The sequence below is a fragment of the Salmonella sp. SAL04213 genome (assembly GCF_046550535.1).
GTDB lineage: Bacteria > Pseudomonadota > Gammaproteobacteria > Enterobacterales > Enterobacteriaceae > Salmonella > Salmonella enterica.
This window is the reverse complement of record NZ_JBGDXS010000001.1, coordinates 315,533-340,216: the sequence shown is the minus strand read 5'-3', so window position 1 is coordinate 340,216 and position 24,684 is coordinate 315,533. Positions and strand designations below refer to the sequence as shown.

The 24,684-nt window shown below is 53.4% G+C and carries 19 protein-coding genes; 14 read left to right on the top strand and 5 right to left on the bottom strand.

Annotated features, from left to right (window positions below; translation table 11 throughout):
* Positions 1–34: 34 nt before the first annotated feature.
* The 6 genes from msbA (at position 35) to ACLJPQ_RS01710 (ending at position 6,114) form a co-directional block, all read left to right on the top strand.
* Positions 35–1,783 (top strand): lipid A ABC transporter ATP-binding protein/permease MsbA, encoded by a 1,749-nt coding sequence (gene msbA / locus ACLJPQ_RS01735; protein WP_000551246.1) that lies wholly within the window; start codon positions 35–37, stop codon positions 1,781–1,783.
* Positions 1,780–2,757 carry a tetraacyldisaccharide 4'-kinase gene (gene lpxK, locus ACLJPQ_RS01730; protein ID WP_000561679.1) on the top strand — a complete coding sequence of 326 codons (978 nt, stop codon included), beginning with the start codon at positions 1,780–1,782 and terminating at the stop codon, positions 2,755–2,757. Before msbA ends, lpxK begins: the two co-directional genes overlap by 4 nt.
* Before the next feature lie 43 nt (positions 2,758–2,800).
* Positions 2,801–4,033 (top strand): winged helix-turn-helix domain-containing protein, encoded by a 1,233-nt coding sequence (locus ACLJPQ_RS01725; RefSeq protein WP_061424497.1) that lies wholly within the window; start codon positions 2,801–2,803, stop codon positions 4,031–4,033.
* A gap of 51 nt (positions 4,034–4,084) precedes the next feature.
* On the top strand, positions 4,085–4,267 hold the full coding sequence (gene ycaR, locus ACLJPQ_RS01720; RefSeq protein WP_000350061.1) for a protein YcaR: 183 nt from the start codon (positions 4,085–4,087) through the stop codon (positions 4,265–4,267).
* Entirely contained in the window at positions 4,264–5,010 is a 747-nt protein-coding gene (gene kdsB, locus ACLJPQ_RS01715) for a 3-deoxy-manno-octulosonate cytidylyltransferase (protein WP_000011576.1), read from the top strand. Before ycaR ends, kdsB begins: the two co-directional genes overlap by 4 nt.
* 210 nt (positions 5,011–5,220) lie before the next feature.
* On the top strand, positions 5,221–6,114 hold the full coding sequence (locus tag ACLJPQ_RS01710) for a YcbJ family phosphotransferase (protein WP_080184695.1): 894 nt from the start codon (positions 5,221–5,223) through the stop codon (positions 6,112–6,114).
* On the opposite strand, the gene elyC is transcribed toward ACLJPQ_RS01710, so the two are convergent.
* Positions 6,094–6,870 carry an envelope biogenesis factor ElyC gene (gene elyC / locus ACLJPQ_RS01705; RefSeq protein WP_000899554.1) on the bottom strand — a complete coding sequence of 259 codons (777 nt, stop codon included), beginning with the start codon at positions 6,868–6,870 and terminating at the stop codon, positions 6,094–6,096. The genes ACLJPQ_RS01710 and elyC overlap by 21 nt on opposite strands.
* Before the next feature lie 135 nt (positions 6,871–7,005).
* Here elyC and cmoM point away from each other — a divergent pair, with 135 nt between their 5' ends.
* The 7 genes from cmoM to ACLJPQ_RS01670 all read left to right on the top strand — a co-directional run bounded on the left by cmoM (position 7,006) and on the right by ACLJPQ_RS01670 (position 17,950).
* Complete coding sequence (gene cmoM, locus ACLJPQ_RS01700; RefSeq protein ID WP_080184694.1) at positions 7,006–7,809, top strand: tRNA uridine 5-oxyacetic acid(34) methyltransferase CmoM; 804 nt, start codon at positions 7,006–7,008, stop codon at positions 7,807–7,809.
* Positions 7,802–9,124, top strand: coding sequence for a chromosome partition protein MukF (mukF, locus tag ACLJPQ_RS01695; protein WP_001288828.1), 1,323 nt, complete (start codon positions 7,802–7,804; stop codon positions 9,122–9,124). The genes cmoM and mukF overlap by 8 nt, the downstream gene beginning before the upstream one ends.
* Entirely contained in the window at positions 9,105–9,809 is a 705-nt protein-coding gene (mukE, locus tag ACLJPQ_RS01690; protein WP_000060025.1) for a chromosome partition protein MukE, read from the top strand. Before mukF ends, mukE begins: the two co-directional genes overlap by 20 nt.
* Entirely contained in the window at positions 9,809–14,275 is a 4,467-nt protein-coding gene (gene mukB / locus ACLJPQ_RS01685; RefSeq protein ID WP_000572741.1) for a chromosome partition protein MukB, read from the top strand. Before mukE ends, mukB begins: the two co-directional genes overlap by 1 nt.
* A gap of 344 nt (positions 14,276–14,619) precedes the next feature.
* The gene (gene ldtD, locus ACLJPQ_RS01680) at positions 14,620–16,467 is read left to right on the top strand and encodes a L,D-transpeptidase (RefSeq protein WP_080184693.1); all 1,848 of its coding nucleotides are present in this window, start codon (positions 14,620–14,622) and stop codon (positions 16,465–16,467) included.
* 259 nt (positions 16,468–16,726) lie between these two features.
* A complete protein-coding gene (locus tag ACLJPQ_RS01675) occupies positions 16,727–17,275 on the top strand; it encodes a YcbK family protein (RefSeq protein ID WP_000357052.1) in 549 nt (182 codons plus the stop codon).
* Positions 17,276–17,302: 27 nt separating this feature from the next.
* Entirely contained in the window at positions 17,303–17,950 is a 648-nt protein-coding gene (locus ACLJPQ_RS01670; RefSeq protein ID WP_001109471.1) for an MBL fold metallo-hydrolase, read from the top strand.
* 61 nt (positions 17,951–18,011) lie between these two features.
* Here the strand turns inward: ACLJPQ_RS01670 and aspC are convergent, their stop codons facing one another.
* From aspC to ACLJPQ_RS01650, 4 genes are all read right to left on the bottom strand, one after another.
* A complete protein-coding gene (aspC, locus tag ACLJPQ_RS01665) occupies positions 18,012–19,202 on the bottom strand; it encodes an aspartate transaminase (RefSeq protein ID WP_000462706.1) in 1,191 nt (396 codons plus the stop codon).
* A 184-nt stretch (positions 19,203–19,386) separates the two neighbouring features.
* Positions 19,387–20,478, bottom strand: coding sequence for a porin OmpF (gene ompF / locus ACLJPQ_RS01660; RefSeq protein ID WP_000977709.1), 1,092 nt, complete (start codon positions 20,476–20,478; stop codon positions 19,387–19,389).
* Between the two features lie 606 nt (positions 20,479–21,084).
* Complete coding sequence (gene asnS, locus ACLJPQ_RS01655; RefSeq protein WP_000117867.1) at positions 21,085–22,485, bottom strand: asparagine--tRNA ligase; 1,401 nt, start codon at positions 22,483–22,485, stop codon at positions 21,085–21,087.
* A 200-nt stretch (positions 22,486–22,685) separates the two neighbouring features.
* Positions 22,686–23,147 carry an Lrp/AsnC family transcriptional regulator gene (locus ACLJPQ_RS01650; protein WP_000762342.1) on the bottom strand — a complete coding sequence of 154 codons (462 nt, stop codon included), beginning with the start codon at positions 23,145–23,147 and terminating at the stop codon, positions 22,686–22,688.
* A gap of 316 nt (positions 23,148–23,463) precedes the next feature.
* Between ACLJPQ_RS01650 and dpaL the strand changes: the two genes are divergently transcribed.
* Positions 23,464–24,678 carry a diaminopropionate ammonia-lyase gene (gene dpaL, locus ACLJPQ_RS01645; protein WP_000544857.1) on the top strand — a complete coding sequence of 405 codons (1,215 nt, stop codon included), beginning with the start codon at positions 23,464–23,466 and terminating at the stop codon, positions 24,676–24,678.
* The last annotated feature ends 6 nt before the right edge of the window (positions 24,679–24,684 follow it).

Genomic DNA, 24,684 nt, shown 5'->3' with positions numbered 1-24,684 from the left:
TATGCGGCTATTTCAACAAATGCTGGTTTTTTGAATGCATAACGATAAAGATCTCTCTACGTGGCAGACCTTCCGCCGACTGTGGCCAACCATAGCGCCTTTTAAAGCAGGTCTGATCGTGGCGGGCATAGCGTTAATTCTCAACGCAGCCAGCGATACCTTCATGCTATCGCTCCTCAAGCCATTACTGGATGATGGTTTCGGTAAAACGGATCGCTCAGTGTTGCTGTGGATGCCGCTGGTGGTTATTGGGCTGATGATATTACGAGGCATCACTAGCTATATCTCCAGCTACTGTATTTCATGGGTGTCAGGCAAGGTGGTAATGACCATGCGCCGTCGCCTGTTTGGCCATATGATGGGAATGCCCGTCGCCTTCTTTGATAAACAGTCTACCGGTACGCTGCTGTCGCGTATTACTTACGATTCAGAACAGGTTGCCTCTTCTTCATCTGGCGCACTGATTACCGTGGTGCGTGAAGGGGCATCGATCATCGGATTGTTTATCATGATGTTCTATTACAGCTGGCAGCTGTCGATCATCCTGGTTGTTTTAGCGCCGATTGTGTCGATTGCGATTCGCGTTGTCTCAAAGCGGTTCCGCAGCATCAGTAAAAATATGCAGAACACGATGGGACAAGTGACTACCAGCGCTGAACAAATGCTGAAAGGACACAAAGAGGTACTGATTTTCGGCGGTCAGGAAGTCGAAACTAAACGCTTTGATAAAGTCAGCAATAAGATGCGACTGCAAGGCATGAAAATGGTCTCTGCCTCGTCAATTTCCGATCCTATCATTCAGCTCATTGCCTCGCTGGCGCTGGCGTTTGTCCTCTATGCTGCGAGCTTCCCAAGCGTAATGGATAGCCTGACGGCTGGGACCATCACCGTGGTGTTCTCCTCCATGATCGCGCTGATGCGTCCATTAAAGTCGCTGACAAACGTTAACGCGCAGTTCCAGCGTGGGATGGCGGCTTGTCAAACGTTGTTTGCGATTCTGGATAGCGAACAGGAGAAAGATGAAGGTAAACGTGTCATTGACCGCGCGACCGGCGATCTCGAATTCCGCAATGTGACGTTTACTTACCCGGGCCGTGAAGTGCCGGCATTGCGTAACATCAATTTGAAAATTCCTGCCGGGAAAACCGTGGCGCTGGTGGGGCGTTCCGGATCGGGTAAATCAACTATCGCCAGTCTGATCACCCGTTTCTACGATATTGATGAAGGACACATCCTGATGGATGGTCACGATCTACGCGAATACACTCTGGCCTCTCTACGTAATCAGGTGGCGCTGGTTTCGCAAAACGTGCATCTGTTTAACGACACGGTCGCCAATAACATTGCTTATGCCCGGACGGAAGAATATAGCCGCGAGCAGATTGAAGAGGCGGCGCGCATGGCCTATGCCATGGACTTTATCAACAAGATGGATAATGGCCTGGATACCATCATCGGCGAAAACGGCGTACTGCTTTCCGGCGGTCAACGCCAGCGTATCGCAATTGCCCGCGCCTTACTGCGCGACAGCCCGATTCTGATCCTTGATGAAGCTACGTCCGCGCTGGATACCGAATCTGAACGTGCGATTCAGGCAGCGTTGGATGAGCTGCAGAAAAACCGTACCTCTCTGGTGATTGCACACCGTCTCTCCACCATCGAACAGGCGGATGAGATCGTTGTGGTCGAAGACGGCATTATCGTTGAGCGCGGCACTCATAGCGAGCTGCTGGCGCAACACGGCGTTTACGCCCAGCTACATAAGATGCAATTTGGCCAATGATTGCGCGTATCTGGTCGGGTGAATCCCCGCTATGGCGGTTACTGTTGCCGCTCTCCTGGCTGTATGGCCTGGTGAGCGGGGCGATTCGTCTGAGCTATAAGCTTGGTTTTAAACGCGCCTGGCGAGCGCCGGTACCGGTGGTTGTGGTAGGGAATCTTACGGCTGGCGGTAACGGTAAAACCCCCGTAGTCATTTGGCTGGTGGAAAAGCTGCAACAGCGTGGCGTGCGCGTGGGGGTCGTTTCCCGCGGCTACGGCGGGAAAGCTGCCGCTTATCCGCTACTTCTGACGCCGGAGACGACAACCGCAGAAGCGGGAGATGAACCGGTATTGATTTATCAACGGACCGGCGCGCCTGTCGCGGTAGCGCCTGAACGCGCCGCGGCGGTGAAAGCGATTCTGGCGGCGCATAATGTGCAGATTATTATCACCGACGATGGGTTGCAGCATTACCGGCTCGCGCGAGATATTGAAATTGTGGTGATTGACGGCGTGCGCCGTTTTGGCAACGGCTGGTGGCTTCCTGCCGGTCCTATGCGCGAACGCGCCAGTCGCCTGAAAACCGTAGACGCCGCTATCGTGAATGGCGGCGTCGCCCGGGCAGGCGAAATCCCCATGCAGCTAGCGCCTGGACTGGCGGTGAACTTACGTACGGGAGCGCGTTGCGATGTGGCGCAACTGAGCAATATTGTGGCGATGGCGGGCATCGGTCATCCGCCGCGCTTTTTCGCCACGCTGGAAGCCTGTGGCGCGCATCCGCAAAAGTGCGTTCCGCTGGCCGATCATCAAACGCTCGCCCCTGCTGACGTTCAGGCGTTGGTCGGTGAAGGGCAGACCCTGGTAATGACGGAAAAAGACGCGGTGAAATGCCGTGCTTTTGCCGAAGATAACTGGTGGTTCTTACCGGTTGATGCGCGTTTGTCCGGTGAGCAGCCTGATAAGTTGCTTGAACATATCACCTCGCTGGTTCGCTAGCGTACCCCAATGCAGCGGCAGTGATGAATTTATGGAGTCATGAATGTCATTGCCGTACCTTTCTCTTTCCCAGGCCCGTTGTCTTCACCTTGCTGCGCAGGGGCTATTGAAAAAGCCGCGCCGTAACGCGCTGCCTGGCGATGTTCTTGCCGCCATCTCACGCATGGCGTTGCTGCAAATTGATACCATCAATGTTGTCGCACGTAGCCCCTATCTGGTGCTGTTTAGCCGTCTCGGTTCGTACCCGCAGGCCTGGCTGGATGAGGCGCTGCGACGCGGCGAGTTAATGGAATACTGGGCGCATGAGGCCTGTTTCTTACCACGCCGCGACTTTAAACTTATCCGCCATCGTATGCTGTCGCCGGAAAAGATGGGCTGGAAATATCGCGCGGCATGGATGCATGAGCACGCGGAAGAAATAGAACAGCTAGTGCGGCATATTCAGGAGCACGGTCCAGTGCGTTCTGCCGATTTTGAACATGCGCAGAAAGGCGTCAGCGGCTGGTGGGAATGGAAACCACATAAACGCCACCTTGAGGGTTTATTTACCGCCGGGAAAGTCATGGTTGTTGAGCGGCGTAATTTTCAACGTGTATATGATTTAACGCCCCGTGTGATGCCGCACTGGGATGATGAACGCGATGGACTGTCACAGTCGCAGGCGGAAAACCTGATGCTGGATAATAGCGCGCGCAGTCTGGGGATTTTCCGTGAACAGTGGCTGGCGGATTACTACCGCCTGAAACGTCCTGACCTGAAGGGATGGCGGGAGAGCCGGGCGGAACAGCAGCAGATTATTCCGGTCGAGGTGGAAACGTTGGGGCGGATGTGGCTTCATGCCGATCTTCTTTCGCAGCTTGAACCGGCGCTAAATAACGCCTTAAAGGCGACCCATAGCGCAGTACTGTCGCCTTTCGATCCTGTGGTATGGGATCGCAAGCGGGCAGCGCAGCTCTTCGGATTTAACTATCGGCTGGAATGTTATACGCCCGCGGCGAAGCGCCAGTACGGTTATTTTGTGCTGCCGCTATTATACCAGGGCCGTTTAGTCGGGCGAATGGATGCCAAAATGCACCGTAAAACGGGGGTGCTTGAGGTTATCTCGCTGTATCTGGAGGACGATATCCGCCCTGGCGTTAGTCTGCAAAAAGGAATCTGGCAGGCGATTAGCGCGTTTGCTGCCTGGCAACGGGCATCGCGCGTGACGCTGGGACAATGTCCGCCAGGCCTGTTTAGCGCCATGCGTCATGGCTGGGAAATAGACCCTGCACCCTAACCGATTATGTTAATATTGAAGGATTCACAATCCGGTCCATCTGGAGGAACTATGGATCATCGTCTGCTTGAAATCATCGCCTGCCCGGTATGTAACGGCAAACTCTGGTATAACCAGGAACAGCAAGAATTAATTTGCAAACTGGATAATCTCGCTTTCCCGTTACGCGACGGCATTCCTGTATTGCTGGAAAATGAAGCTCGCGCCCTGACATCTGATGAGAGTAAATCATGAGTTTCGTCGTCATCATTCCGGCCCGTTTTTCATCTACCCGACTGCCAGGCAAACCATTAGTGGATATTAATGGTAAGCCCATGATTGTTCATGTCCTGGAGCGGGCGCGCGAATCTGGCGCGGAACGCATTATTGTCGCGACCGATCATGAAGACGTGGCTCGTGCGGTAGAAGCGGCTGGCGGCGAAGTGTGCATGACGCGCGCCGATCACCAGTCCGGCACCGAACGGTTGGCGGAAGTGGTAGAGAAGTGCGGATTCAGCGACGATACCGTTATTGTGAACGTTCAGGGCGATGAGCCGATGATCCCGGCGGTTATTATTCGCCAGGTCGCGGAAAATCTGGCGCAGCGCCAGGTTGGCATGGCGACGCTGGCGGTGCCGATTCACAGCGCCGAAGAAGCGTTTAACCCGAATGCGGTAAAAGTCGTGCTGGATGCTGAAGGCTATGCGCTTTACTTTTCCCGGGCGACGATTCCCTGGGATCGCGATCGCTTTGCAAAAAGTCTGGAAACGGTAGGGGATACTTGCCTTCGTCACCTGGGCATTTATGGCTATCGCGCGGGATTTATCCGCCGTTACGTGAGCTGGCAACCCAGCCCGCTGGAACATATTGAAATGCTGGAGCAACTCCGTGTGCTGTGGTACGGCGAAAAAATTCATGTCGCCGTCGCCAAAGCGGTGCCCGGCACGGGCGTAGACACCGCCGACGACCTGGAGCGCGTACGCGCTGAAATGCGTTAACATGATCCTGTTCATGATCGTCTTAGACGGTCATGAACAGCGCGGTATGATAGCGCAAAGATGAATACTCACGTCTGCTCATCAGTGGCGGCTTTCTCGTACCGTTACGATTTTCCTCATTTTTCTTTTCTTCCCTTGATCTGATACGGGTGACATCTGTCCATACGACGCTCATTATTAAAGCAGTAGCACTAATGGGGGTAATCTGGAATGGAACAGTTGCGGGCCGAACTCAGTCATTTGTTGGGTGAAAAACTTAGCCGTATAGAGTGCGTGAATGAGAAAGCGGATTCCGCATTGTGGTCATTATATGACAGCCAGGGCATTCCGATGCCGCTGATGGCGCGAAGTTTTACCACTCCCGGCGTTGCGCAGCAACTGGCATGGAAAACCTCAATGCTGGCGCGTAGCGGTACGGTGAGGATGCCGGTAATCTATGGCGTATTGACGCATGAAGAGCATCCTGGTTCGGATGTGCTGCTGCTGGAACGGCTGCGCGGTGTGCCGGTCGAGGCGCCGGCGCGCACTCCGGAACGCTGGGAACAGCTAAAAGATCAGATTGTCGAAGGGCTGTTAGCCTGGCATCGGCAGGATAGCCGCGGTTGCGTTGGCGCCGTAGACCATACTCAGGAGAATATCTGGCCTTCCTGGTATCGTCAGCGGGTGGAGGTGCTGTGGACGACGCTAAATCAGTTCAGCAATACCGGCCTGACGATGCAGGACAAACGCATTCTGTTTCGTACCAGAGAATGTCTTCCTTCGTTATTTGAAGGGTTTAACGACAACTGCGTACTGGTGCATGGCAACTTCTGCCTGCGCAGTATGCTTAAAGACGCCCGTAGCGATCAGCTTCTGGCGATGGTCGGCCCCGGGCTGATGCTGTGGGCGCCGAGAGAGTTCGAACTGTTTCGCCTGATGGATAATCCATTGGCGGAGGGATTGCTTTGGCATTATCTGCAACGCGCGCCAGTGGCGGAGTCCTTCATCTGGCGGCGTTGGCTCTATGTGCTGTGGGACGAGGTTGCGCAATTGGTCAATACCGGACGTTTTAACCGTACCAATTTTGATCTGGCGGCGAAATCATTACTCCCCTGGCTTGCCTGATATGCCTTTCAGCCATTGCCAAAGTCGCCCTAATGTTTCATACCCAGCGCGATCGCTGTGCATCAGCCAGACCGGGGACGGAATTGCCCGCTCCCAGGGATTGAGCGGCGAATCGATCGCCAACTGATTCGCCGGCGCGGGAAGCGGATTCAGCCCGGCATGCTGAAAGAAAATCATCGCGCGCGGCAAATGCGAGGCGGAGGTTACCAGCAGGAAAGGCGCGTCGCCGATGGCCTGCTTAACGGCGGCGGCTTCTTCTTCCGTATCTTTTGGTTTATCCAGCGTAATAATATCGCTACGCGGTACGCCCAGCGACTGCGCCACCCGCGCACCGACTTCCGCCGTGCTTACCGTATTGGTTTTTGCTACGCCGCCGGTAAAAATCAGCCTGGCTCCCGGATTCGCGCGCCACAGCCGGATGCCTTCCGCCAGCCGCGGCAAGCTGTTGTTAATTAAATTAGAGCTCGGCGCCCACTGCGGGTTCCAGGTATAGCCGCCGCCGAGAACCACAATATATTCCACCTTTTGCGGACCCTGCCAGGTAGGGTAGCGGTTTTCTATCGGACGCAGCAGATGGTCGGAAACGGGTTGCAGGCTTAATAGCAATAGCGCCAGCCAACCTACGCTGATAAATACTTTTCCGGTTTTCTGAAAGCGGCTAAACCAGAGCAGCGCCAGGCCGACGCCAATGATCAGCAACATCAGCGGAAGCGGCAATAACATACCGCCAATCACTTTCTTTAGTGTAAAAAGCATCCTTTTGGGTTCCTTTTTTAACCATATAGCGGAGGATTAACGGTGATATTACACCAGACAGGTTCATTCTCGCCGCGGCTGTGACAAAATAGCGGTTTTATCAGATAACGCCTGAGCCAGCCTGTGGAGAGTCCGATGCAGGATCGCAATTTTGATGACATCGCTGAAAAGTTTTCCCGTAACATTTACGGCACGACCAAAGGACAACTGCGGCAAGCCATTCTGTGGCAAGACCTGGACCGCGTGCTGGAGGAGATTGGCGGGCGAAAACTGCGGGTGCTGGATGCCGGCGGCGGCGAAGGGCAAACGGCGATTAAGATGGCGGAACGCGGCCATCAGGTGACGTTATGCGATCTGTCTGGCGAAATGATCGCCCGCGCGCAGCAGGCGGCCGAGGCAAAAGGTGTGAGCAAAGACATGCATTTTATACAATGCCCGGCTCAGGACGTCGCTTCGCATTTGGAAAGCCCGGTTGATCTGATATTGTTTCATGCTGTGCTGGAGTGGGTAGCCGATCCTGTCGGCGTATTAGAAACGCTCTGGTCAGTATTGCGCCCTGGCGGCGCGCTGTCGTTGATGTTCTATAACGCTAACGGTTTGCTGATGCACAATATGGTGGCGGGTAATTTTGACTACGTGCAGGCGGGGATGCCTAAACGCAAGAAGCGCACGCTGTCGCCTGACTACCCGCGCGACCCCGCGCAGGTGTACCAGTGGCTGGAGGCGATTGGCTGGCAGATTACCGGTAAAACCGGCGTGCGTGTGTTTCATGATTATCTGCGTGAAAAACACCAGCAGCGTGACTGTTATGAGACCCTGGTCGAACTGGAAACGCGTTATTGCCGCCAGGAGCCGTATATTAGCCTTGGGCGCTACATTCATGTCACCGCGATTAAAAGCCCGGCGCTAGCCGCAGATGCAAGGATAACCTATGAGTGAATTTTCCCAGACAGTCCCCGAACTGGTTGCCTGGGCCAGAAAAAACGACTTTTCCATCTCGCTGCCGGTAGACAGACTTTCCTTTCTGCTGGCGGTCGCCACGTTGAACGGCGAACGCCTTGACGGCGAGATGAGTGAAGGCGAGCTGGTGGATGCATTCCGCCATGTGAGTGATGCGTTTGAGCAAACCAGCGAAACCATCGGCGTGCGCGCGAACAACGCGATTAACGATATGGTGCGTCAACGTCTGCTGAACCGCTTTACCAGCGAGCAGGCTGAAGGCAATGCGATTTACCGATTAACCCCGCTCGGGATTGGCATCACCGATTACTACATTCGTCAACGCGAATTCTCTACGCTGCGTCTTTCTATGCAGTTGTCGATTGTGGCCGGCGAATTGAAGCGCGCGGCGGATGCGGCAGCGGAGGGTGGCGATGAGTTCCACTGGCATCGCAACGTTTACGCGCCATTGAAATATTCGGTGGCGGAGATTTTCGACAGTATCGATCTCACCCAGCGCATCATGGATGAACAGCAGCAGCAGGTGAAAGACGATATCGCACAACTGCTGAATAAAGACTGGCGGGCGGCGATTTCCAGCTGTGAACTGCTGCTTTCCGAAACGTCCGGTACGCTGCGCGAGTTGCAGGATACGCTGGAGGCGGCGGGCGATAAGCTGCAGGCTAACCTGCTGCGCATTCAGGATGCCACGATGACGCACGACGATCTGCATTTTGTCGACAGGCTGGTGTTTGACTTACAAAGTAAACTCGACCGCATTATCAGTTGGGGTCAGCAGTCTATTGATTTATGGATCGGTTACGATCGTCACGTGCATAAATTTATCCGTACCGCGATCGATATGGATAAAAATCGTGTCTTTGCCCAGCGGTTGCGCCAGTCCGTGCAGACTTATTTTGACGATCCGTGGGCGCTAACCTACGCGAATGCCGATCGTCTGCTGGATATGCGCGATGAAGAGATGGCGTTGCGTGACGATGAAGTCACCGGGGAGTTGCCGCCGGATCTGGAATATGAAGAGTTTAACGAGATCCGCGAGCAGTTAGCGGCCATCATTGAAGAACAGCTGGCTATCTACAAAACCAGACAAACGCCACTGGATCTTGGGCTGGTGGTGCGCGAGTATCTGGCGCAATACCCGCGCGCGCGTCATTTCGACGTGGCGCGTATTGTTATCGATCAAGCGGTACGTCTTGGCGTAGCGCAAGCAGATTTCACCGGACTGCCAGCCAAATGGCAGCCGATTAATGATTACGGAGCCAAGGTACAGGCGCATGTCATTGACAAATATTGAACAAGTGATGCCGGTTAAGCTGGCGCAGGCGCTGGCGAATCCGTTATTTCCGGCGCTGGATAGCGCATTACGTTCGGGCCGCCACATCGGGCTGGACGAACTGGATAATCATGCCTTTCTGATGGATTTTCAGGAATACCTGGAAGAGTTTTACGCGCGTTATAACGTGGAGCTGATTCGCGCGCCGGAGGGATTCTTCTACCTGCGTCCGCGTTCTACTACGCTTATCCCGCGCTCGGTGTTATCCGAACTGGATATGATGGTCGGTAAAATTCTCTGCTACCTCTATCTTAGCCCGGAGCGTCTGGCCAACGAAGGGATCTTTACTCAGCAAGAGTTGTACGACGAGCTGCTTACCCTTGCGGACGAAGCCAAACTGCTAAAGCTGGTGAATAACCGCTCGACGGGATCTGACGTTGATCGTCAGAAACTGCAGGAAAAGGTGCGTTCTTCTTTAAACCGCCTGCGTCGTTTGGGCATGGTATGGTTTATGGGCCACGACAGCAGCAAATTCCGCATTACCGAATCGGTCTTCCGCTTTGGCGCGGATGTCCGCGCCGGCGACGATCCTCGCGAGGCGCAGCGTCGTCTCATCCGCGACGGGGAAGCGATGCCCATTGAAAACCATCTGCAACTTAATGATGAGACCGAAGAGAGTCAGCCGGACAGTGGAGAGGAAGAATAATGATTGAACGCGGTAAATTTCGCTCGCTAACGCTGATTAACTGGAACGGTTTTTTTGCCCGCACTTTTGACCTGGATGAACTGGTCACGACGTTATCCGGGGGCAACGGCGCCGGGAAATCCACGACGATGGCGGCGTTCGTCACGGCGCTGATCCCGGATCTCACATTACTGCACTTTCGTAACACCACGGAAGCCGGCGCCACCAGCGGTTCGCGCGATAAAGGTCTGCACGGTAAGCTGAAGGCGGGCGTCTGTTACTCCATGCTCGACACCATTAATTCCCGCCATCAGCGGGTGGTGGTCGGCGTGCGTCTGCAGCAGGTCGCTGGGCGCGATCGCAAAGTGGACATCAAACCGTTCGCTATCCAGGGGCTGCCGATGTCGGTACAGCCGACACAACTGGTGACGGAGACATTAAACGAACGTCAGGCGCGCGTACTGTCGCTTGCTGAGCTGAAAGACAAGCTTGACGAGATGGAAGGCGTGCAGTTTAAGCAGTTTAACTCCATCACCGATTATCATTCGCTGATGTTTGACTTAGGGATTATCGCCCGTCGTCTGCGCTCCGCTTCCGATCGTAGTAAATTCTATCGTTTGATAGAGGCCTCGCTGTACGGCGGGATCTCCAGCGCCATTACCCGATCGCTACGCGATTATTTATTGCCGGAAAACAGCGGCGTGCGCAAGGCGTTCCAGGATATGGAAGCGGCGCTGCGCGAGAACCGACTCACGCTGGAAGCGATTCGTGTTACCCAATCCGATCGCGATCTGTTTAAGCATTTGATCAGCGAAGCCACCGATTATGTGGCGGCGGATTATATGCGCCACGCCAATGAGCGTCGGGTTCACCTTGATCAGGCGTTGGCGTTTCGACGCGAACTGTACACATCGCGCAAGCAGCTGGCGGCAGAGCAGTATAAGCACGTCGATATGGCCCGTGAGTTGGGCGAACATAACGGCGCCGAAGGTTCTCTTGAAGCGGATTATCAGGCGGCGAGCGATCACCTGAATCTGGTGCAAACCGCGCTGCGCCAGCAGGAAAAAATTGAACGCTACGAAGCGGATCTTGAAGAGCTGCAGATTCGACTCGAAGAGCAAAACGAAGTGGTGGCGGAAGCCGCCGAAATGCAGGACGAAAATGAAGCGCGTGCCGAAGCCGCCGAGCTGGAAGTCGATGAACTCAAAAGCCAGCTTGCGGATTACCAGCAGGCGCTGGATGTACAGCAAACGCGCGCGATTCAGTATAACCAGGCGATATCAGCGCTTGCCCGCGCTAAAGAACTTTGCCATCTGCCTGATCTAACGCCGGAAAGCGCCGCCGAATGGCTGGATACTTTCCAGGCAAAAGAGCAGGAAGCTACGGAAAAACTGCTGTCGTTGGAACAAAAAATGAGCGTGGCGCAAACCGCGCACAGCCAGTTTGAGCAGGCTTACCAGCTGGTGGCGGCGATCAACGGCCCGCTGGCGCGTAGCGAAGCCTGGGACGTGGCGCGCGAGCTGTTACGGGACGGCGTGAACCAGCGTCATCTGGCGGAACAGGTACAGCCGCTGCGGATGCGCCTGAGCGAACTGGAACAGCGGCTGCGCGAGCAGCAAGAGGCGGAACGTCTGCTGGCGGAGTTCTGTAAGCGACAGGGCAAAAATTTTGATATTGACGAACTGGAAGCGCTGCATCAGGAGCTGGAAGCCCGCATCGCGTCCTTGTCTGATAGCGTGTCGTCAGCCAGCGAACAGCGTATGGCCTTGCGTCAGGAGCAGGAGCAGCTTCAGTCGCGTATTCAACATCTGATGCGGCGTGCGCCCGTCTGGCTGGCGGCGCAAAACAGTCTGAACCAGCTTAGCGAACAGTGCGGCGAGGAGTTTACGTCCAGCCAGGAAGTGACCGAATTCCTGCAACAGCTACTGGAGCGTGAGCGCGAAGCCATTGTCGAACGCGACGAAGTGGGCGCGCGTAAAAATGCGGTTGATGAAGAGATCGAACGTTTAAGCCAGCCGGGCGGCGCGGAAGATCAGCGTTTGAATGCGCTGGCGGAGCGTTTTGGCGGGGTACTGCTGTCGGAAATCTACGATGATGTCAGTCTTGAAGATGCGCCGTACTTTTCCGCACTGTATGGCCCGTCGCGCCATGCGATCGTCGTACCGGATTTATCGCAAATAGCCGAACAGCTTGAAGGTCTGACCGACTGCCCGGAAGATCTGTACCTGATCGAAGGCGATCCGCAGTCTTTTGATGACAGCGTATTCAGCGTTGACGAGCTGGAAAAGGCGGTGGTCGTGAAAATTGCCGACCGTCAGTGGCGTTATTCGCGTTTCCCATCGCTGCCTATTTTTGGCCGCGCGGCGCGCGAGAACCGTATTGAGAGTCTCCATGCGGAACGGGAAGTGCTTTCCGAGCGCTTTGCCACGCTCTCGTTTGACGTGCAGAAAACCCAGCGTTTGCACCAGGCGTTCAGCCGTTTCATCGGCAGCCACCTTTCCGTTGCCTTTGAGGACGATCCGGAAGCGGAAATTCGCCGACTGAACGGGCGTCGCGTCGAGCTGGAGCGCGCGCTGGCGACGCATGAAAACGACAACCAGCAGCAGCGCCTTCAGTTTGAGCAGGCGAAAGAGGGCGTTTCCGCGCTTAACCGTTTGCTGCCGCGGCTGAATTTATTGGCCGATGAAACGCTGGCCGATCGGGTCGATGAAATTCAGGAACGGTTGGATGAGGCGCAGGAAGCGGCGCGATTTGTGCAGCAATATGGCAACCAGTTAGCCAAACTGGAGCCGGTGGTTTCCGTTCTGCAAAGCGATCCGGAACAGTTTGAGCAGTTAAAAGAAGACTATGCATGGTCGCAGCAAATGCAGCGCGACGCGCGCCAGCAGGCTTTTGCGCTGGCTGAAGTCGTCGAACGTCGGGCGCATTTCAGCTATTCCGACTCAGCGGAAATGCTGAGCGGCAACAGCGATCTCAATGAAAAGCTGCGCCAGCGGCTGGAGCAGGCGGAAGCCGAGCGTACCCGCGCCCGCGAAGCGCTGCGCAGCCATGCCGCGCAGTTAAGTCAGTACAGCCAGGTCCTGGCCTCGCTAAAAAGCTCTTACGACACGAAAAAAGAGCTGCTTAACGATTTGCAGCGCGAATTACAGGATATTGGCGTTCGCGCCGACAGCGGGGCGGAAGAGCGTGCCCGCCAGCGTCGCGATGAACTGCACGCCCAGTTGAGCAATAACCGTTCGCGTCGCAATCAGCTTGAGAAAGCGCTCACCTTCTGCGAAGCGGAGATGGAGAACCTGACCCGTAAGCTGCGCAAGCTGGAGCGCGATTATCATGAAATGCGCGAGCAGGTTGTGACCGCGAAAGCCGGCTGGTGCGCAGTCATGCGGATGGTGAAAGACAATGGCGTGGAACGCCGTCTGCACCGTCGTGAGTTGGCTTATCTGTCGGCGGATGAACTGCGCTCCATGTCGGATAAGGCGTTGGGCGCGCTGCGCCTGGCCGTCGCGGATAACGAACATCTGCGCGACGTATTGCGCCTGTCGGAAGATCCGAAACGCCCGGAACGTAAAATCCAGTTCTTTGTGGCCGTTTACCAGCATCTGCGCGAACGTATTCGTCAGGATATTATTCGTACCGACGATCCGGTTGAAGCCATTGAACAAATGGAGATTGAGCTGAGCCGTCTGACGGAAGAGCTGACATCGCGTGAGCAAAAGCTGGCGATCAGTTCCCGTAGCGTGGCAAACATCATCCGCAAGACTATCCAGCGTGAGCAGAACCGTATCCGTATGCTGAACCAGGGGTTGCAAAGCGTCTCGTTTGGCCAGGTGAATAGCGTGCGGTTAAACGTCAACGTGCGTGAAACGCATGCCACCTTGCTGGATGTGCTTTCAGAACAGCAGGAGCAGCACCAGGATCTGTTTAACAGCAATCGTCTGACCTTCTCCGAGGCGCTGGCGAAACTGTACCAGCGTCTGAATCCGCAGATCGATATGGGGCAACGCACGCCGCAGACCATCGGCGAGGAGCTGCTGGACTACCGTAACTATCTGGAAATGGAAGTTGAAGTTAACCGTGGGTCCGACGGCTGGCTGCGTGCGGAATCCGGCGCGCTATCAACGGGGGAAGCTATCGGGACCGGGATGTCAATTCTGGTGATGGTGGTGCAAAGCTGGGAAGACGAAGCGCGCAGACTGCGCGGGAAAGATATTTCGCCATGTCGCCTGCTGTTCCTCGATGAAGCGGCGCGTCTGGATGCGCGCTCTATCGCCACGCTGTTTGAACTATGTGAACGTTTGCAGATGCAGCTCATCATTGCCGCGCCGGAAAACATCAGTCCGGAGAAGGGCACGACCTATAAACTGGTGCGTAAAGTGTTTCAGAATACTGAGCATGTTCATGTTGTCGGGCTGCGTGGCTTTGCGCCGCAGCTTCCGGAAACGCTTCCCGGTACGCAAACGGAAGATACGCCTTCAGAAGCGAGTTAAACACGGCAGAAACGATGACGTGCCGGATGGCGCCTCGCTTATCAGGCAAGGCCGGATAAGTCGGTTACGCCGCCATCCGGCACAACAAGTTCTGTTTTATCATTAGCCTGGGGCGGCGAAAGCCGCCTTTTTCTTTATCTGAAAAATCTCTCCGGGTAGTGCATTTTCTTTAAACTTCTTTACATTAGGTTAGGCAAAAACGTAACGAACTTTATATACTGGAGTTAAGCCTGACGAGTGAGCAGGCTGACTCGTCATACTAAACAAAAGCATTGGTTGCGGTTGACCCGCGCTGCGGGCAGCGCAGTCATGCGGAGTATGATAACGAAAACAGGGGGCAAGGGATGTTGCTTAATAAGATGTGTGGTCGTTGTCTGTCGGCAATCAGTTTATGCCTGGCCGTAACATTCGCTCCACTGTTCAATGCGCAGGCCGATGAGCCTGAAATGATACCTGGCGATAGCGCCGTTGCCGCGACGGATCAGGCTGGGCCGCAGAAGCAATCCGCCGCGACGGCGATTATGGCCGGGATTCAGCCGCTGCCGGAGGGCGTTTCAGCCGAGAAAGTCCGGGCTGATTTACAGTCGCAGCTTCCTTCCGGCTATACGCCGGTCTATATGAGCCAGCTGACATTGCTGTATGCCGCGCGCGACATGAAGCCCATGTGGGATAATCGCGATGCGGTGAAAGCCTTCCAGCAACAGTTGGCGGAGGTGGCGATTGCCGGATTCCAGCCGCAGTTTACCGCCTGGGTGGCATTGTTGACCGATCCCGCCGTAAACGGTATGGCGCGCGATGTTGTGTTGTCAGACGCCATGATGGGCTATCTCCATTTCATTGCGAATATCCCCGTCAAAGGCCAGCGCTGGTTATATAGCAACAAACCTTACGCATTGGCGACGCCGCCAGTCTCGGTGATTAACCAGTGGCAAATCGCGCTGGAAGAGGGCCAGTTGCCGATGTTTGTCGCCAGCCTGGCGCCGCAGCATCCACAGTATGCGCCCATGCATGACGCGTTGCTGAAGCTGGTGGCGGACTCTCGCCCGTGGCCGCAGTTGGCCAATACCGCGACGCTGCGCCCGGGGCAATGGAGTAACGATGTGCCTGCGCTGCGCGAAATATTACAGCGTACGGGGATGCTGGATGGCGGTCCAAAGATAGCCTTACCCGGCGATAACACTGCTGATAGCGCCGTCGTCAGCCCCTCCGCCGTGGTCGACGAAACATCGGTGGCGCAGCCGGTCGACGAACAAACGGCCCGCCGTAGTAAGTCGGTTCCGGCGGCACGCGCCTACGATCGTGAACTGGTCGAGGCGGTAAAGCGTTTTCAGGCATGGCAAGGGCTGGGGGCGGATGGCGTTATTGGCCCGGCGACGCGTAACTGGCTTAATATGACCCCCGCGCAACGCGCAGGCGTACTGGCACTGAATATCCAGCGTTTACGCCTGCTGCCGGCGGAACTCTCTACCGGTATTATGGTAAACATTCCCGCTTATTCGCTGGTCTACTATCAGAATGGCAACCAGGTGCTGGCTTCAAGGGTGATCGTCGGGCGTCCCGATCGTAAAACGCCGATGATGAGCAGCGCGCTGAATAATGTGGTGGTGAACCCGCCGTGGAACGTTCCGCCCACGCTTGCGCGTAAAGACATTTTACCGAAGGTGTGGAATGACCCAGGCTATCTGGAGCGCCATGGCTACACCGTGATGCGCGGCTGGAACAGCAAAGAAGCGATCGATCCGTGGCAGGTTGACTGGACCACCATTACGCCATCGAATCTTCCGTTCCGTTTCCAGCAGGCGCCAGGCGCGCACAATTCGCTGGGGCGTTATAAATTTAATATGCCGAGCTCAGATGCGATCTATCTGCACGATACGCCTAACCATACTCTCTTTCAGCGTGACGCCAGGGCGTTAAGTTCCGGCTGCGTGCGGGTCAATAAGGCCTCTGAGCTGGCGAATATGCTCTTGCAGGATGCTGGCTGGAACGATGCGCGGATCTCAGGCGCCCTGAAGCAAGGCGACACGCGGTATGTCAATATCCGGCAGAACATTCCAGTAAATCTTTACTATCTGACCGCGTTTGTCGGCGCAGATGGACGTATGCAATATCGTACAGATATTTACAATTACGATCTCACAGCGCGATCCAGCGCACAAATTGTGCCAAAGGTTGAACAATTAATCAGGTAAATGAAGAAGTTCTGGTAAATATGTTGTCCTAATGTTTGGCTTCAACGGGGCGTTTCGCTGTAGACCCCCGTTGTGGCTGGGGGAGGGCCATCTTGACGCGGGCTTTATCGGCAGTTAAGGTGCCTTTCGTGCGCCAGAAGTGCATATACAACAACCTTTAAGTCGACCGGGCCGTTCAGAAGTCTGTGCCAGCCGGTATCATGTCTGCTTAAAGGTAGAAGTGTATTAACGATAACATTGACCTGTAGACCTGATTATCATGGACAAATTTGACGCTAATCGCCGCAAGCTGCTGGCGCTTGGTGGTGTCGCTCTCGGCGCCGCCATCCTGCCCGCGCCAGCGTTTGCCACACTCTCGACCCCACGCCCGCGCATTTTGACGTTAAACAATCTCCATACCGGAGAGTCAATCAAGGCGGAGTTTTTCGATGGAAGAGCCTACATTCAGGATGAATTAGCAAAGTTAAACCATTTTTTCCGTGACTATCGCGCGAATAAAGTCCGATCAATCGATCCCCGCCTGTTTGACCAACTTTACCGACTTCAGGGGCTGTTAGGGACGCGTAAACCTGTGCAGCTCATCTCAGGCTACCGTTCTCTTGATACCAATAATGAATTACGCGCCCGTAGCAGCGGCGTAGCGAAAAAAAGCTACCATACAAAAGGGCAGGCGATGGATTTTCATATTGAAGGCGTGGCGCTGAGCAATATTCGCAAAGCGGCGTTATCTATGCGCGCAGGTGGTGTAGGATATTACCCACGTAGTAACTTTGTGCATATTGATACCGGGCCGGCGCGGCACTGGTAATCAGCGAGGCTTAATCAAAGGAGCAGTATGAACTATCGTATTATTCCGGTCACCGCGTTCTCCCAGAACTGTTCATTAATCTGGTGCGAACAAACCCGGCTGGCGGCGCTGGTCGATCCGGGCGGCGACGCGGAAAAAATTAAACAGGAAGTGGACGCCAGCGGCGTGACGTTGATGCAAATTTTACTCACGCATGGGCATCTCGATCATGTCGGCGCGGCGAGTGAACTGGCGCAGCATTACGGCGTTCCTGTTATCGGTCCGGAAAAAGAAGATGAGTTCTGGCTGCAAGGACTGCCGGCGCAAAGCCGCATGTTTGGTCTGGATGAGTGTCAGCCGCTGACGCCTGATCGCTGGTTGAACGACGGCGATCGCGTCAGCGTGGGGAATGTGACGTTACAGGTGTTACATTGTCCGGGACACACGCCGGGACACGTGGTTTTCTTTGATGAACAGTCGCAACTGCTGATCTCCGGCGATGTGATTTTCAAAGGTGGCGTCGGGCGCAGCGATTTTCCTCGCGGCGATCACACCCAGTTGATTGACGCTATTAAGCGTAAATTATTGCCGCTTGGCGATGATGTGACCTTTATTCCTGGCCACGGCCCGCTCTCTACGCTCGGGTACGAGCGTCTGCATAATCCCTTCCTGCAAGATGAGATGCCGGTCTGGTAAGCAGAATGAAAAAGCCTGCAATGTGCAGGCTTTTTTATCGGTCACGCCAGTCGACAGTTTTTTATAGTACCGCAACAATGGCTTCGCATAGCGGCGCCATATTATCCGGGGTCATGCCCGCCACGTTTACGCGACCAGAAGCCACGGCATAAACGCCAAACTCTTCACGCAGACGCAGCACCTGATCTTTGGTCAGACCGCTGAATGAGAACATCCCATTCTGCTTGATAATAAAGCTGAAGTCACGGTTCGCGCCTTTTTCCTGCAAGGTATTCACGAACAGTTGACGCATACGCTGAATACGCTGGCGCATGTCCGTCAGTTCCTGTTCCCAGATAGCGCGCAGGGCGTCATTACTCAGGATAGTCGCGACGATGGACGCGCCGTGCGCTGGTGGGTTGGAGTAGTTAGCGCGAATGGCGGATTTCATCTGGCTAAAAGCGCGATCCACGGTTTCCGCATCGGCGGCAACGAGGGTGCAGGCGCCGACGCGCTCATTATATAAGCCGAAGTTTTTGGAGTAGGAGCTGGCGACAATGAGCTCTTTATGCAGCGCGGCAAAGGCGCGCAGACCTTCCGCATCTTCTTCCAGGCCGCGGGCAAAGCCCTGGTAGGCGAAATCGAATAGCGGCAGCCACCCTTTTTCAACGGAAAGCTCAGCCAGAACCTGCCACTGTTCCAGAGTAGGGTCAATGCCGGTTGGGTTATGACAGCAACCGTGGAACAGAACCACATCGCCGGCCTGTGCTTCGCTCAGGCTGGCTTGTAGCGCTTCAAAATCCAGCGTGTGATTTTCCGCATCGTAGTAAGCGTACTCCCGAACTTCCAGGCCGGCAGCGTTAAACACGCTTTTATGGTTCGGCCAGCTGGGGTTGCTCACCCACACCCGTTTTACCGGAGTATTTTTTGCCAAAAAATCGGCGGCAATGCGTAACGCGCCGGTACCGCCCGGCGTTTGCGCCGTGCGTGCGCGCTTATCGTTAATCAGCGCGCTGCCTTTGCCGAACAGCAGTTCCTGAGTGCAGCGAGCAAATTCTGGAATCCCGTCAATGCCGAGATAGTTTTTCGTCGTTTCATTTTCCAGTAAATACTGCTCGGCTTTTTTAACGCTGGTGAGCACCGGTGTTTTGCCGGTTTCATCTTTATATACGCCAATGCCAAGGTTAATTTTCCCTGGACGGTCATCGGCGCGAAACAGATCGGTCAGGCCCAAAATCGGGTCGGCAGGAGCGGCGGTTATGTTCTCAAACATGACGAGGTTCCATTATAGTTACAGAAGGGAAATCCGCTATCAGGTTAACGGCAGATTTACAAAATGCCAACCGTTAGCGCTAAAAAGCCCGCCTGTTTTTGAAAGACGCACATTTTCTCTAAGAGAGATAAAAAAACAGGACCGAAGTCCTGTTTTTGAGGCATAAAACAAAGGGGTCTGCTGATCAGAACTGGTAAGTAATACCGACAGCCGCCTGATCGTCGGTGCCAACGTAGCTGGAGCTGTAGTCGTTTTCGTCCAGCAGGTTGAAACGGTAGTCAACCCATACGTTCATGTTTTTGTTGAAGTAGTAAGTTGCGCCCGCCTGAATATATTTCGCCAGATCGGCCGAGCCGTCGGCGCCGTTCAACTGCTTACCTTTACTCTGCACATACGAGATTGCCGGACGCAGGCCGAAGTCAAACTGGTACTGAGCGACCACTTCCAGGTTCTGCGTTTTGTTTGCCATTTCCACGGTATCGGTAACCGTATTTTCAACAATGCTCATATTGCGGGTTTCAGCATATACGGCAGCCAGGTAGACGTTGTTTGCATCATATTTCGCGCCAACGGCCCACGATTCTGCGCGATCGCCATTACCATCGCGATCCTGCTGATCGTTAGTACGCTTGCTGTTGCTGTACGCTGCGGTGACGCCAAAGCCGTCGAACTCATATGCCATGGTGTAACCTACGCCATCGCCATTCTGAGAGTTAATGCTGTGGTTGTCCTGATTTTTACCCTGATACTGGATACCGAAAGAGAGACCGTCCACCAGACCAAAGAAGTCAGAGTTACGGTAGGTCAACAAACCGCCAGCACGGCTGGTCATGTAGTTATCGGTATAGGCGCCGCCCCAGGTTTCGCCGGAGAAGTAGGGGGCCATATCGGTATAGGATTCAACATCATAAACGATACCGTAGTTACGACCATAATCGATTGAACCCACTTCCGCGTATTTCAAACCCGCGAAAGCCAGACGGACCAGATTCGAGTTCTGCTGTTCGCCTTCAGCGCGGTCTGCTTTAGTACGGTATTCCCACTGACCGAAACCGGTCAGATCGGTGTTAATCTGCGTTTCCCCTTTAAAACCAATCTGGGCATAAGTCTGGTCGGCATTTTTGCTATCGCCGGTCGTTGTCCATACGTGACGACCCACGGCTTTACCGTACAGATCCAGCTTATTACCATCTTTATTATAAATTTCTGCTGCGTTTGCGGTTGCAGCAGCCAGCAGGGCAGGGATCACCGCTGCCAGGATTTTGCGCTTCATCATTATTTATTACCCTCATTGGTTTTTTTATATGACACCTGCCACTGCCGTCAATAAATTCCGTCAATAAAACTTTACAGAAATATTGATGAGAGTTTGGTGTCTTTATGTGTCTGACAGGCATCTTTCCATTCAAACTAACGTTTCGCTACCGTGAAAGTGCTACAAATATAAAGATTTAGTTTCAAAAGGAAAAAATATGTAAACAAATGTTATTTTCGCGGAACTTTGTGAACAACGTCAAACTTCCCCTGAGTTCTCGCTTTGATTTGATCGTTTTTCTTTTATCACTATGATTTTATTGTAATTATTGGCTTGTGGCACCGTTGTGCCTGAAAAAGCAGCAGACGAGCTATTTCATAAAAATAGCCATTTAGAAGTCTTGATGTCCGAAATTGTGGTGAAAAATTGTGCTATTAGAGCAGAAAAATCTAATCCGCAATAAAATTAAGGATTAATTTTTATGTGTAAATATTTTCGTGAAATATACAGTAACAAGATGTTGTAATTCAGAGGGTTGTAATTAAATTTATTTACTTATTGAGAATAAAACTGACATTCAGGCGAAAAAAAAGGCCAGCATAGCTGGCCTTGAGTGTGACGTAAAAATCAGAAGCTGGCGTTGCGTGGGGTCCGTGGGAACGGAATAACATCGCGCACGTTTTGCACACCCGTGACGTAAGCGATAAGGCGTTCAAAGCCCAGGCCAAAGCCGGAATGCGGTACAGTACCGTAGCGACGCAAGTCGCGATACCACCAGTAATCCTCTTTATTCAGCCCCATTTCGGCCATACGGGCATCCAGCACATCCAGACGCTCTTCACGCTGGGAACCACCGATGATTTCGCCGATTCCCGGCGCCAGCACATCCATAGCCGCCACGGTTTTGCCATCTTCGTTAAGGCGCATGTAAAACGCTTTAATTTCCTTCGGATAGTTTTTCACCACTACCGGCGCTTTGAAATGCTCTTCCGCCAGATAACGTTCGTGTTCGGAAGAGAGGTCGACGCCCCAGAACACCGGGTTTTCAAATGTCTTACCACAGCGTTCCAGAATGGCGACCGCATCGGTGTAATCCACCTGAGCGAAGTCGGTAGAGACAAAACGCTCCAGACGAGCGATAGCGTCTTTATCCACGCGTTCGGCAAAGAACTTCATGTCATCCGCACGCTCTTCCAGAACCGCCTTGAAGACATATTTCAGCATGGCTTCTGCCAGACGGGCGTTGTCTTCCAGATCGGCGAACGCCACTTCCGGCTCCAGCATCCAGAACTCCGCCAGGTGGCGGCTGGTGTTGGAATTTTCCGCGCGGAAGGTCGGCCCAAAAGTATAGATTTTGGACAGCGCACAGGCATAGGTTTCACCATTGAGCTGGCCGGAGACGGTCAGGAATGATTCTTTGCCAAAAAAGTCTTTGTCAAAATCTACTCTGCCCTGGTCGTTACGCGGCAGGTTTTCCAGATCCAGCGTTGAAACGCGGAACATTTCGCCAGCGCCTTCGGTATCGGAAGCGGTAATCAGCGGGGTAGAGACCCAAAAGAAACCCTGCTCATCGAAGAAGCGATGCAGCGCCTGCGCCAGAGTATGGCGGACGCGCGCTACCGCGCCAATCAGGTTGGTGCGCGGGCGCAGATGCGCGACTTCACGCAGATACTCAATGCTATGGCGTTTTGCCGCCATCGGGTAGGTATCCGGATCTTCCACCCAGCCTGCGACCTCTACTTTCGTGGCCTGGATTTCGAAACTTTGCCCCTGTCCCGGCGACGCGACAACCTTACCTGTTACTACCACGGAGCAGCCTGTCGTCAGGTGTAATACTTCTTCATTATAATTGGGCAGAGAATTATTAATGACAGCCTGTACAGGATCAAAGCAGGAACCGTCATAAACGGCGAGGAAGGAGATGCCAGCTTTTGAATCTCGGCGGGTACGCACCCATCCGCGCACGGTGACTTCTTGGTCAACGGCTACGCGGCCCTGGAGTACGTCGGCTACAGGCACAACGCTCATAATATTCTCTCTAGTTAATAGTCGGAAAAAATAAACACTTGTCCACCCGAAATGGGGGTATTCCTATGTTACCTGGCATCTGCAATCAGACAAGCAGAAATCGCATCTGGAAGCAGGTTTTCAGAAAGAAACCTGTAAAAAGTTCGCACCTGCTCGCGAACCATTGAGAATTTAGGCTGGTTTTACAAGCTTTGCGCACGTTACTCGATCAGGACGCGCATCTCTTGCTTGGCGTTTTGCATCACGACAATCGTTTTAAAAGACTTAATATTGCCTGAGGAAAAGAAAAGCTCACGGGTAAGCGCTTCATATTCCGCCATGTCACGAACATTGAGCACCAGTAAAAAGTCGAAATCGCCCGTTACGTAGTAGACCTGCTGCACCTGCGGGCAACTGACAAACCGTTGACGAGCCTCTTCCAGTAAATTGAATCGCTCGTTTTCGATCACCACCTGCACCACAATCGTGACCGGGCGTCCCACTTTGCCAGCATCAATAAGGCTGACATTGCCTTTAATTATGCCCGCCTCCTCCAGTGCCGCGATACGACGATTCACTGCCGAAGGTGAAAGATTGACCTGTTCGGCGATTTCCCGCTGAGAAAGACGATTATCGCGCTGCAATAATGTCAGAATGTTTTTATCCCAGGCGTCAAGCTTCATATCGCAAATAACCTCTTTAATGTGATGACTATCACTGTGCGCAATTTTGCCGCGTCCAGGCCGTTAAAAAAAGGTGAAAATTGCACGACGATGGGCATTTTCGCGCCATTTAACAGCAATAAGCATAGTACTATCATAATCAGTGGAATAAAGAAAAGGACGTAATAGATATTGTGCGACTCTTTTATCAGTACGTTTATTAAAGTGAGGATAACCACTACTACAGCCACAAAACGCGAGTTCTTTACTTGTTTCTACTCAATAATTGTCAAAAACGTATTATTTCAATAAATAAACTTTAACAAAAGGTATCATTATGCATGAGCTTATTAAATACCAGTTTAATACACGTCGGAAAAAATATGGTACAGGAGCGGCCTTAAGTTTGCTTAACGGAAATGTTGGGCGTGAGGTGTTAGCATTTCATAAAAAATTACCCAATTATGCCGTTACGCCGTTACATAATCTGGCGCATCTAAGCCGGCGGCTTGGACTAGGGTCCATCCATATTAAAGATGAGTCCTGGCGTTTTGGCCTGAATGCTTTTAAAGGTCTGGGCGGCTCTTATGCTGTAGGAAAATATCTCGCTGATAAATTGCAATGTGATATTAACTCGTTAAGTTTTGCTGCCCTTAACACTCCTGAGATTAAAGAAAAAATTAAAGATTGTGTTTTTGTTACCGCGACGGATGGCAATCATGGCCGTGGTGTGGCGTGGGCGGCGGAGCAATTAGGTCTAAAAGCCGTCGTTTATATGCCTAAGGGATCATCGTTAATCCGGGCAGAGAATATTCGCCATCATGGAGCTGAATGCACCATCACCGATCTGAACTACGATGATGCAGTGCGACTGGCCCATAGAATGGCGCAAACAAAAGGCTGGGTACTTTTGCAGGATACAGCCTGGACAGGGTATGAAGAGATCCCAACGTGGATTATGCAAGGCTATATGACACTAGCGGTTGAAGCTTATGAGCAGCTCGCAGAAACAAACAGTCCGTTGCCAACCCATCTTATTTTACAAGCGGGGGTGGGATCGTTTGCTGGCAGTGTTATGGGTTATTTTGTTGAAAAAATGCAGGAAAATATCCCCAATATTATTGTGGTTGAGCCGCATCAGGCCAACTGTCTTTATCAATCCGCAGTTATGGATGATGGTCAACCTCACTGCGTCACTGGCGATATGGCGACGATAATGGCCGGGCTTGCGTGTGGGGAGCCGAATATTATCAGTTGGCCTATTATTCGGGACAACACCAGTTGTTTTATTTCCGCTGATGACTGTCTGGCGGCTAAGGGTATGCGCATTTCTGCCGCGCCGCGTCCAGGTACGGATACGCCTTTTATTTCCGGCGAGTCCGGAGCTATTGGCGTAGGGTTACTTTATGAGTTGATGAACAATATGCATTATCAGGATCTTGCTAATCGCTTACAGCTTGATGCCAGTGCTCATGTTTTGCTTATTAGCACCGAAGGCGATACGTCCCCAGATATTTATGAAGATATAGTCTGGAACGGACGCAGTGCTTAAACATTA

What these genes read in the sequence shown, in the direction of transcription:
- msbA (WP_000551246.1), top strand. Translation starts at nt 35, where the DNA reads ATGCATAACGATAAAGATCTCTCTACGTGGCAGACCTTCCGCCGACTG.
- lpxK (WP_000561679.1), top strand. Translation starts at nt 1,780, where the DNA reads ATGATTGCGCGTATCTGGTCGGGTGAATCCCCGCTATGGCGGTTACTG.
- ACLJPQ_RS01725 (WP_061424497.1), top strand. Translation starts at nt 2,801, where the DNA reads ATGTCATTGCCGTACCTTTCTCTTTCCCAGGCCCGTTGTCTTCACCTT.
- ycaR (WP_000350061.1), top strand. Translation starts at nt 4,085, where the DNA reads ATGGATCATCGTCTGCTTGAAATCATCGCCTGCCCGGTATGTAACGGC.
- kdsB (WP_000011576.1), top strand. Translation starts at nt 4,264, where the DNA reads ATGAGTTTCGTCGTCATCATTCCGGCCCGTTTTTCATCTACCCGACTG.
- ACLJPQ_RS01710 (WP_080184695.1), top strand. Translation starts at nt 5,221, where the DNA reads ATGGAACAGTTGCGGGCCGAACTCAGTCATTTGTTGGGTGAAAAACTT.
- elyC (WP_000899554.1), bottom strand. Translation starts at nt 6,870, where the DNA reads ATGCTTTTTACACTAAAGAAAGTGATTGGCGGTATGTTATTGCCGCTT.
- cmoM (WP_080184694.1), top strand. Translation starts at nt 7,006, where the DNA reads ATGCAGGATCGCAATTTTGATGACATCGCTGAAAAGTTTTCCCGTAAC.
- mukF (WP_001288828.1), top strand. Translation starts at nt 7,802, where the DNA reads ATGAGTGAATTTTCCCAGACAGTCCCCGAACTGGTTGCCTGGGCCAGA.
- mukE (WP_000060025.1), top strand. Translation starts at nt 9,105, where the DNA reads ATGTCATTGACAAATATTGAACAAGTGATGCCGGTTAAGCTGGCGCAG.
- mukB (WP_000572741.1), top strand. Translation starts at nt 9,809, where the DNA reads ATGATTGAACGCGGTAAATTTCGCTCGCTAACGCTGATTAACTGGAAC.
- ldtD (WP_080184693.1), top strand. Translation starts at nt 14,620, where the DNA reads ATGTTGCTTAATAAGATGTGTGGTCGTTGTCTGTCGGCAATCAGTTTA.
- ACLJPQ_RS01675 (WP_000357052.1), top strand. Translation starts at nt 16,727, where the DNA reads ATGGACAAATTTGACGCTAATCGCCGCAAGCTGCTGGCGCTTGGTGGT.
- ACLJPQ_RS01670 (WP_001109471.1), top strand. Translation starts at nt 17,303, where the DNA reads ATGAACTATCGTATTATTCCGGTCACCGCGTTCTCCCAGAACTGTTCA.
- aspC (WP_000462706.1), bottom strand. Translation starts at nt 19,202, where the DNA reads ATGTTTGAGAACATAACCGCCGCTCCTGCCGACCCGATTTTGGGCCTG.
- ompF (WP_000977709.1), bottom strand. Translation starts at nt 20,478, where the DNA reads ATGATGAAGCGCAAAATCCTGGCAGCGGTGATCCCTGCCCTGCTGGCT.
- asnS (WP_000117867.1), bottom strand. Translation starts at nt 22,485, where the DNA reads ATGAGCGTTGTGCCTGTAGCCGACGTACTCCAGGGCCGCGTAGCCGTT.
- ACLJPQ_RS01650 (WP_000762342.1), bottom strand. Translation starts at nt 23,147, where the DNA reads ATGAAGCTTGACGCCTGGGATAAAAACATTCTGACATTATTGCAGCGC.
- dpaL (WP_000544857.1), top strand. Translation starts at nt 23,464, where the DNA reads ATGCATGAGCTTATTAAATACCAGTTTAATACACGTCGGAAAAAATAT.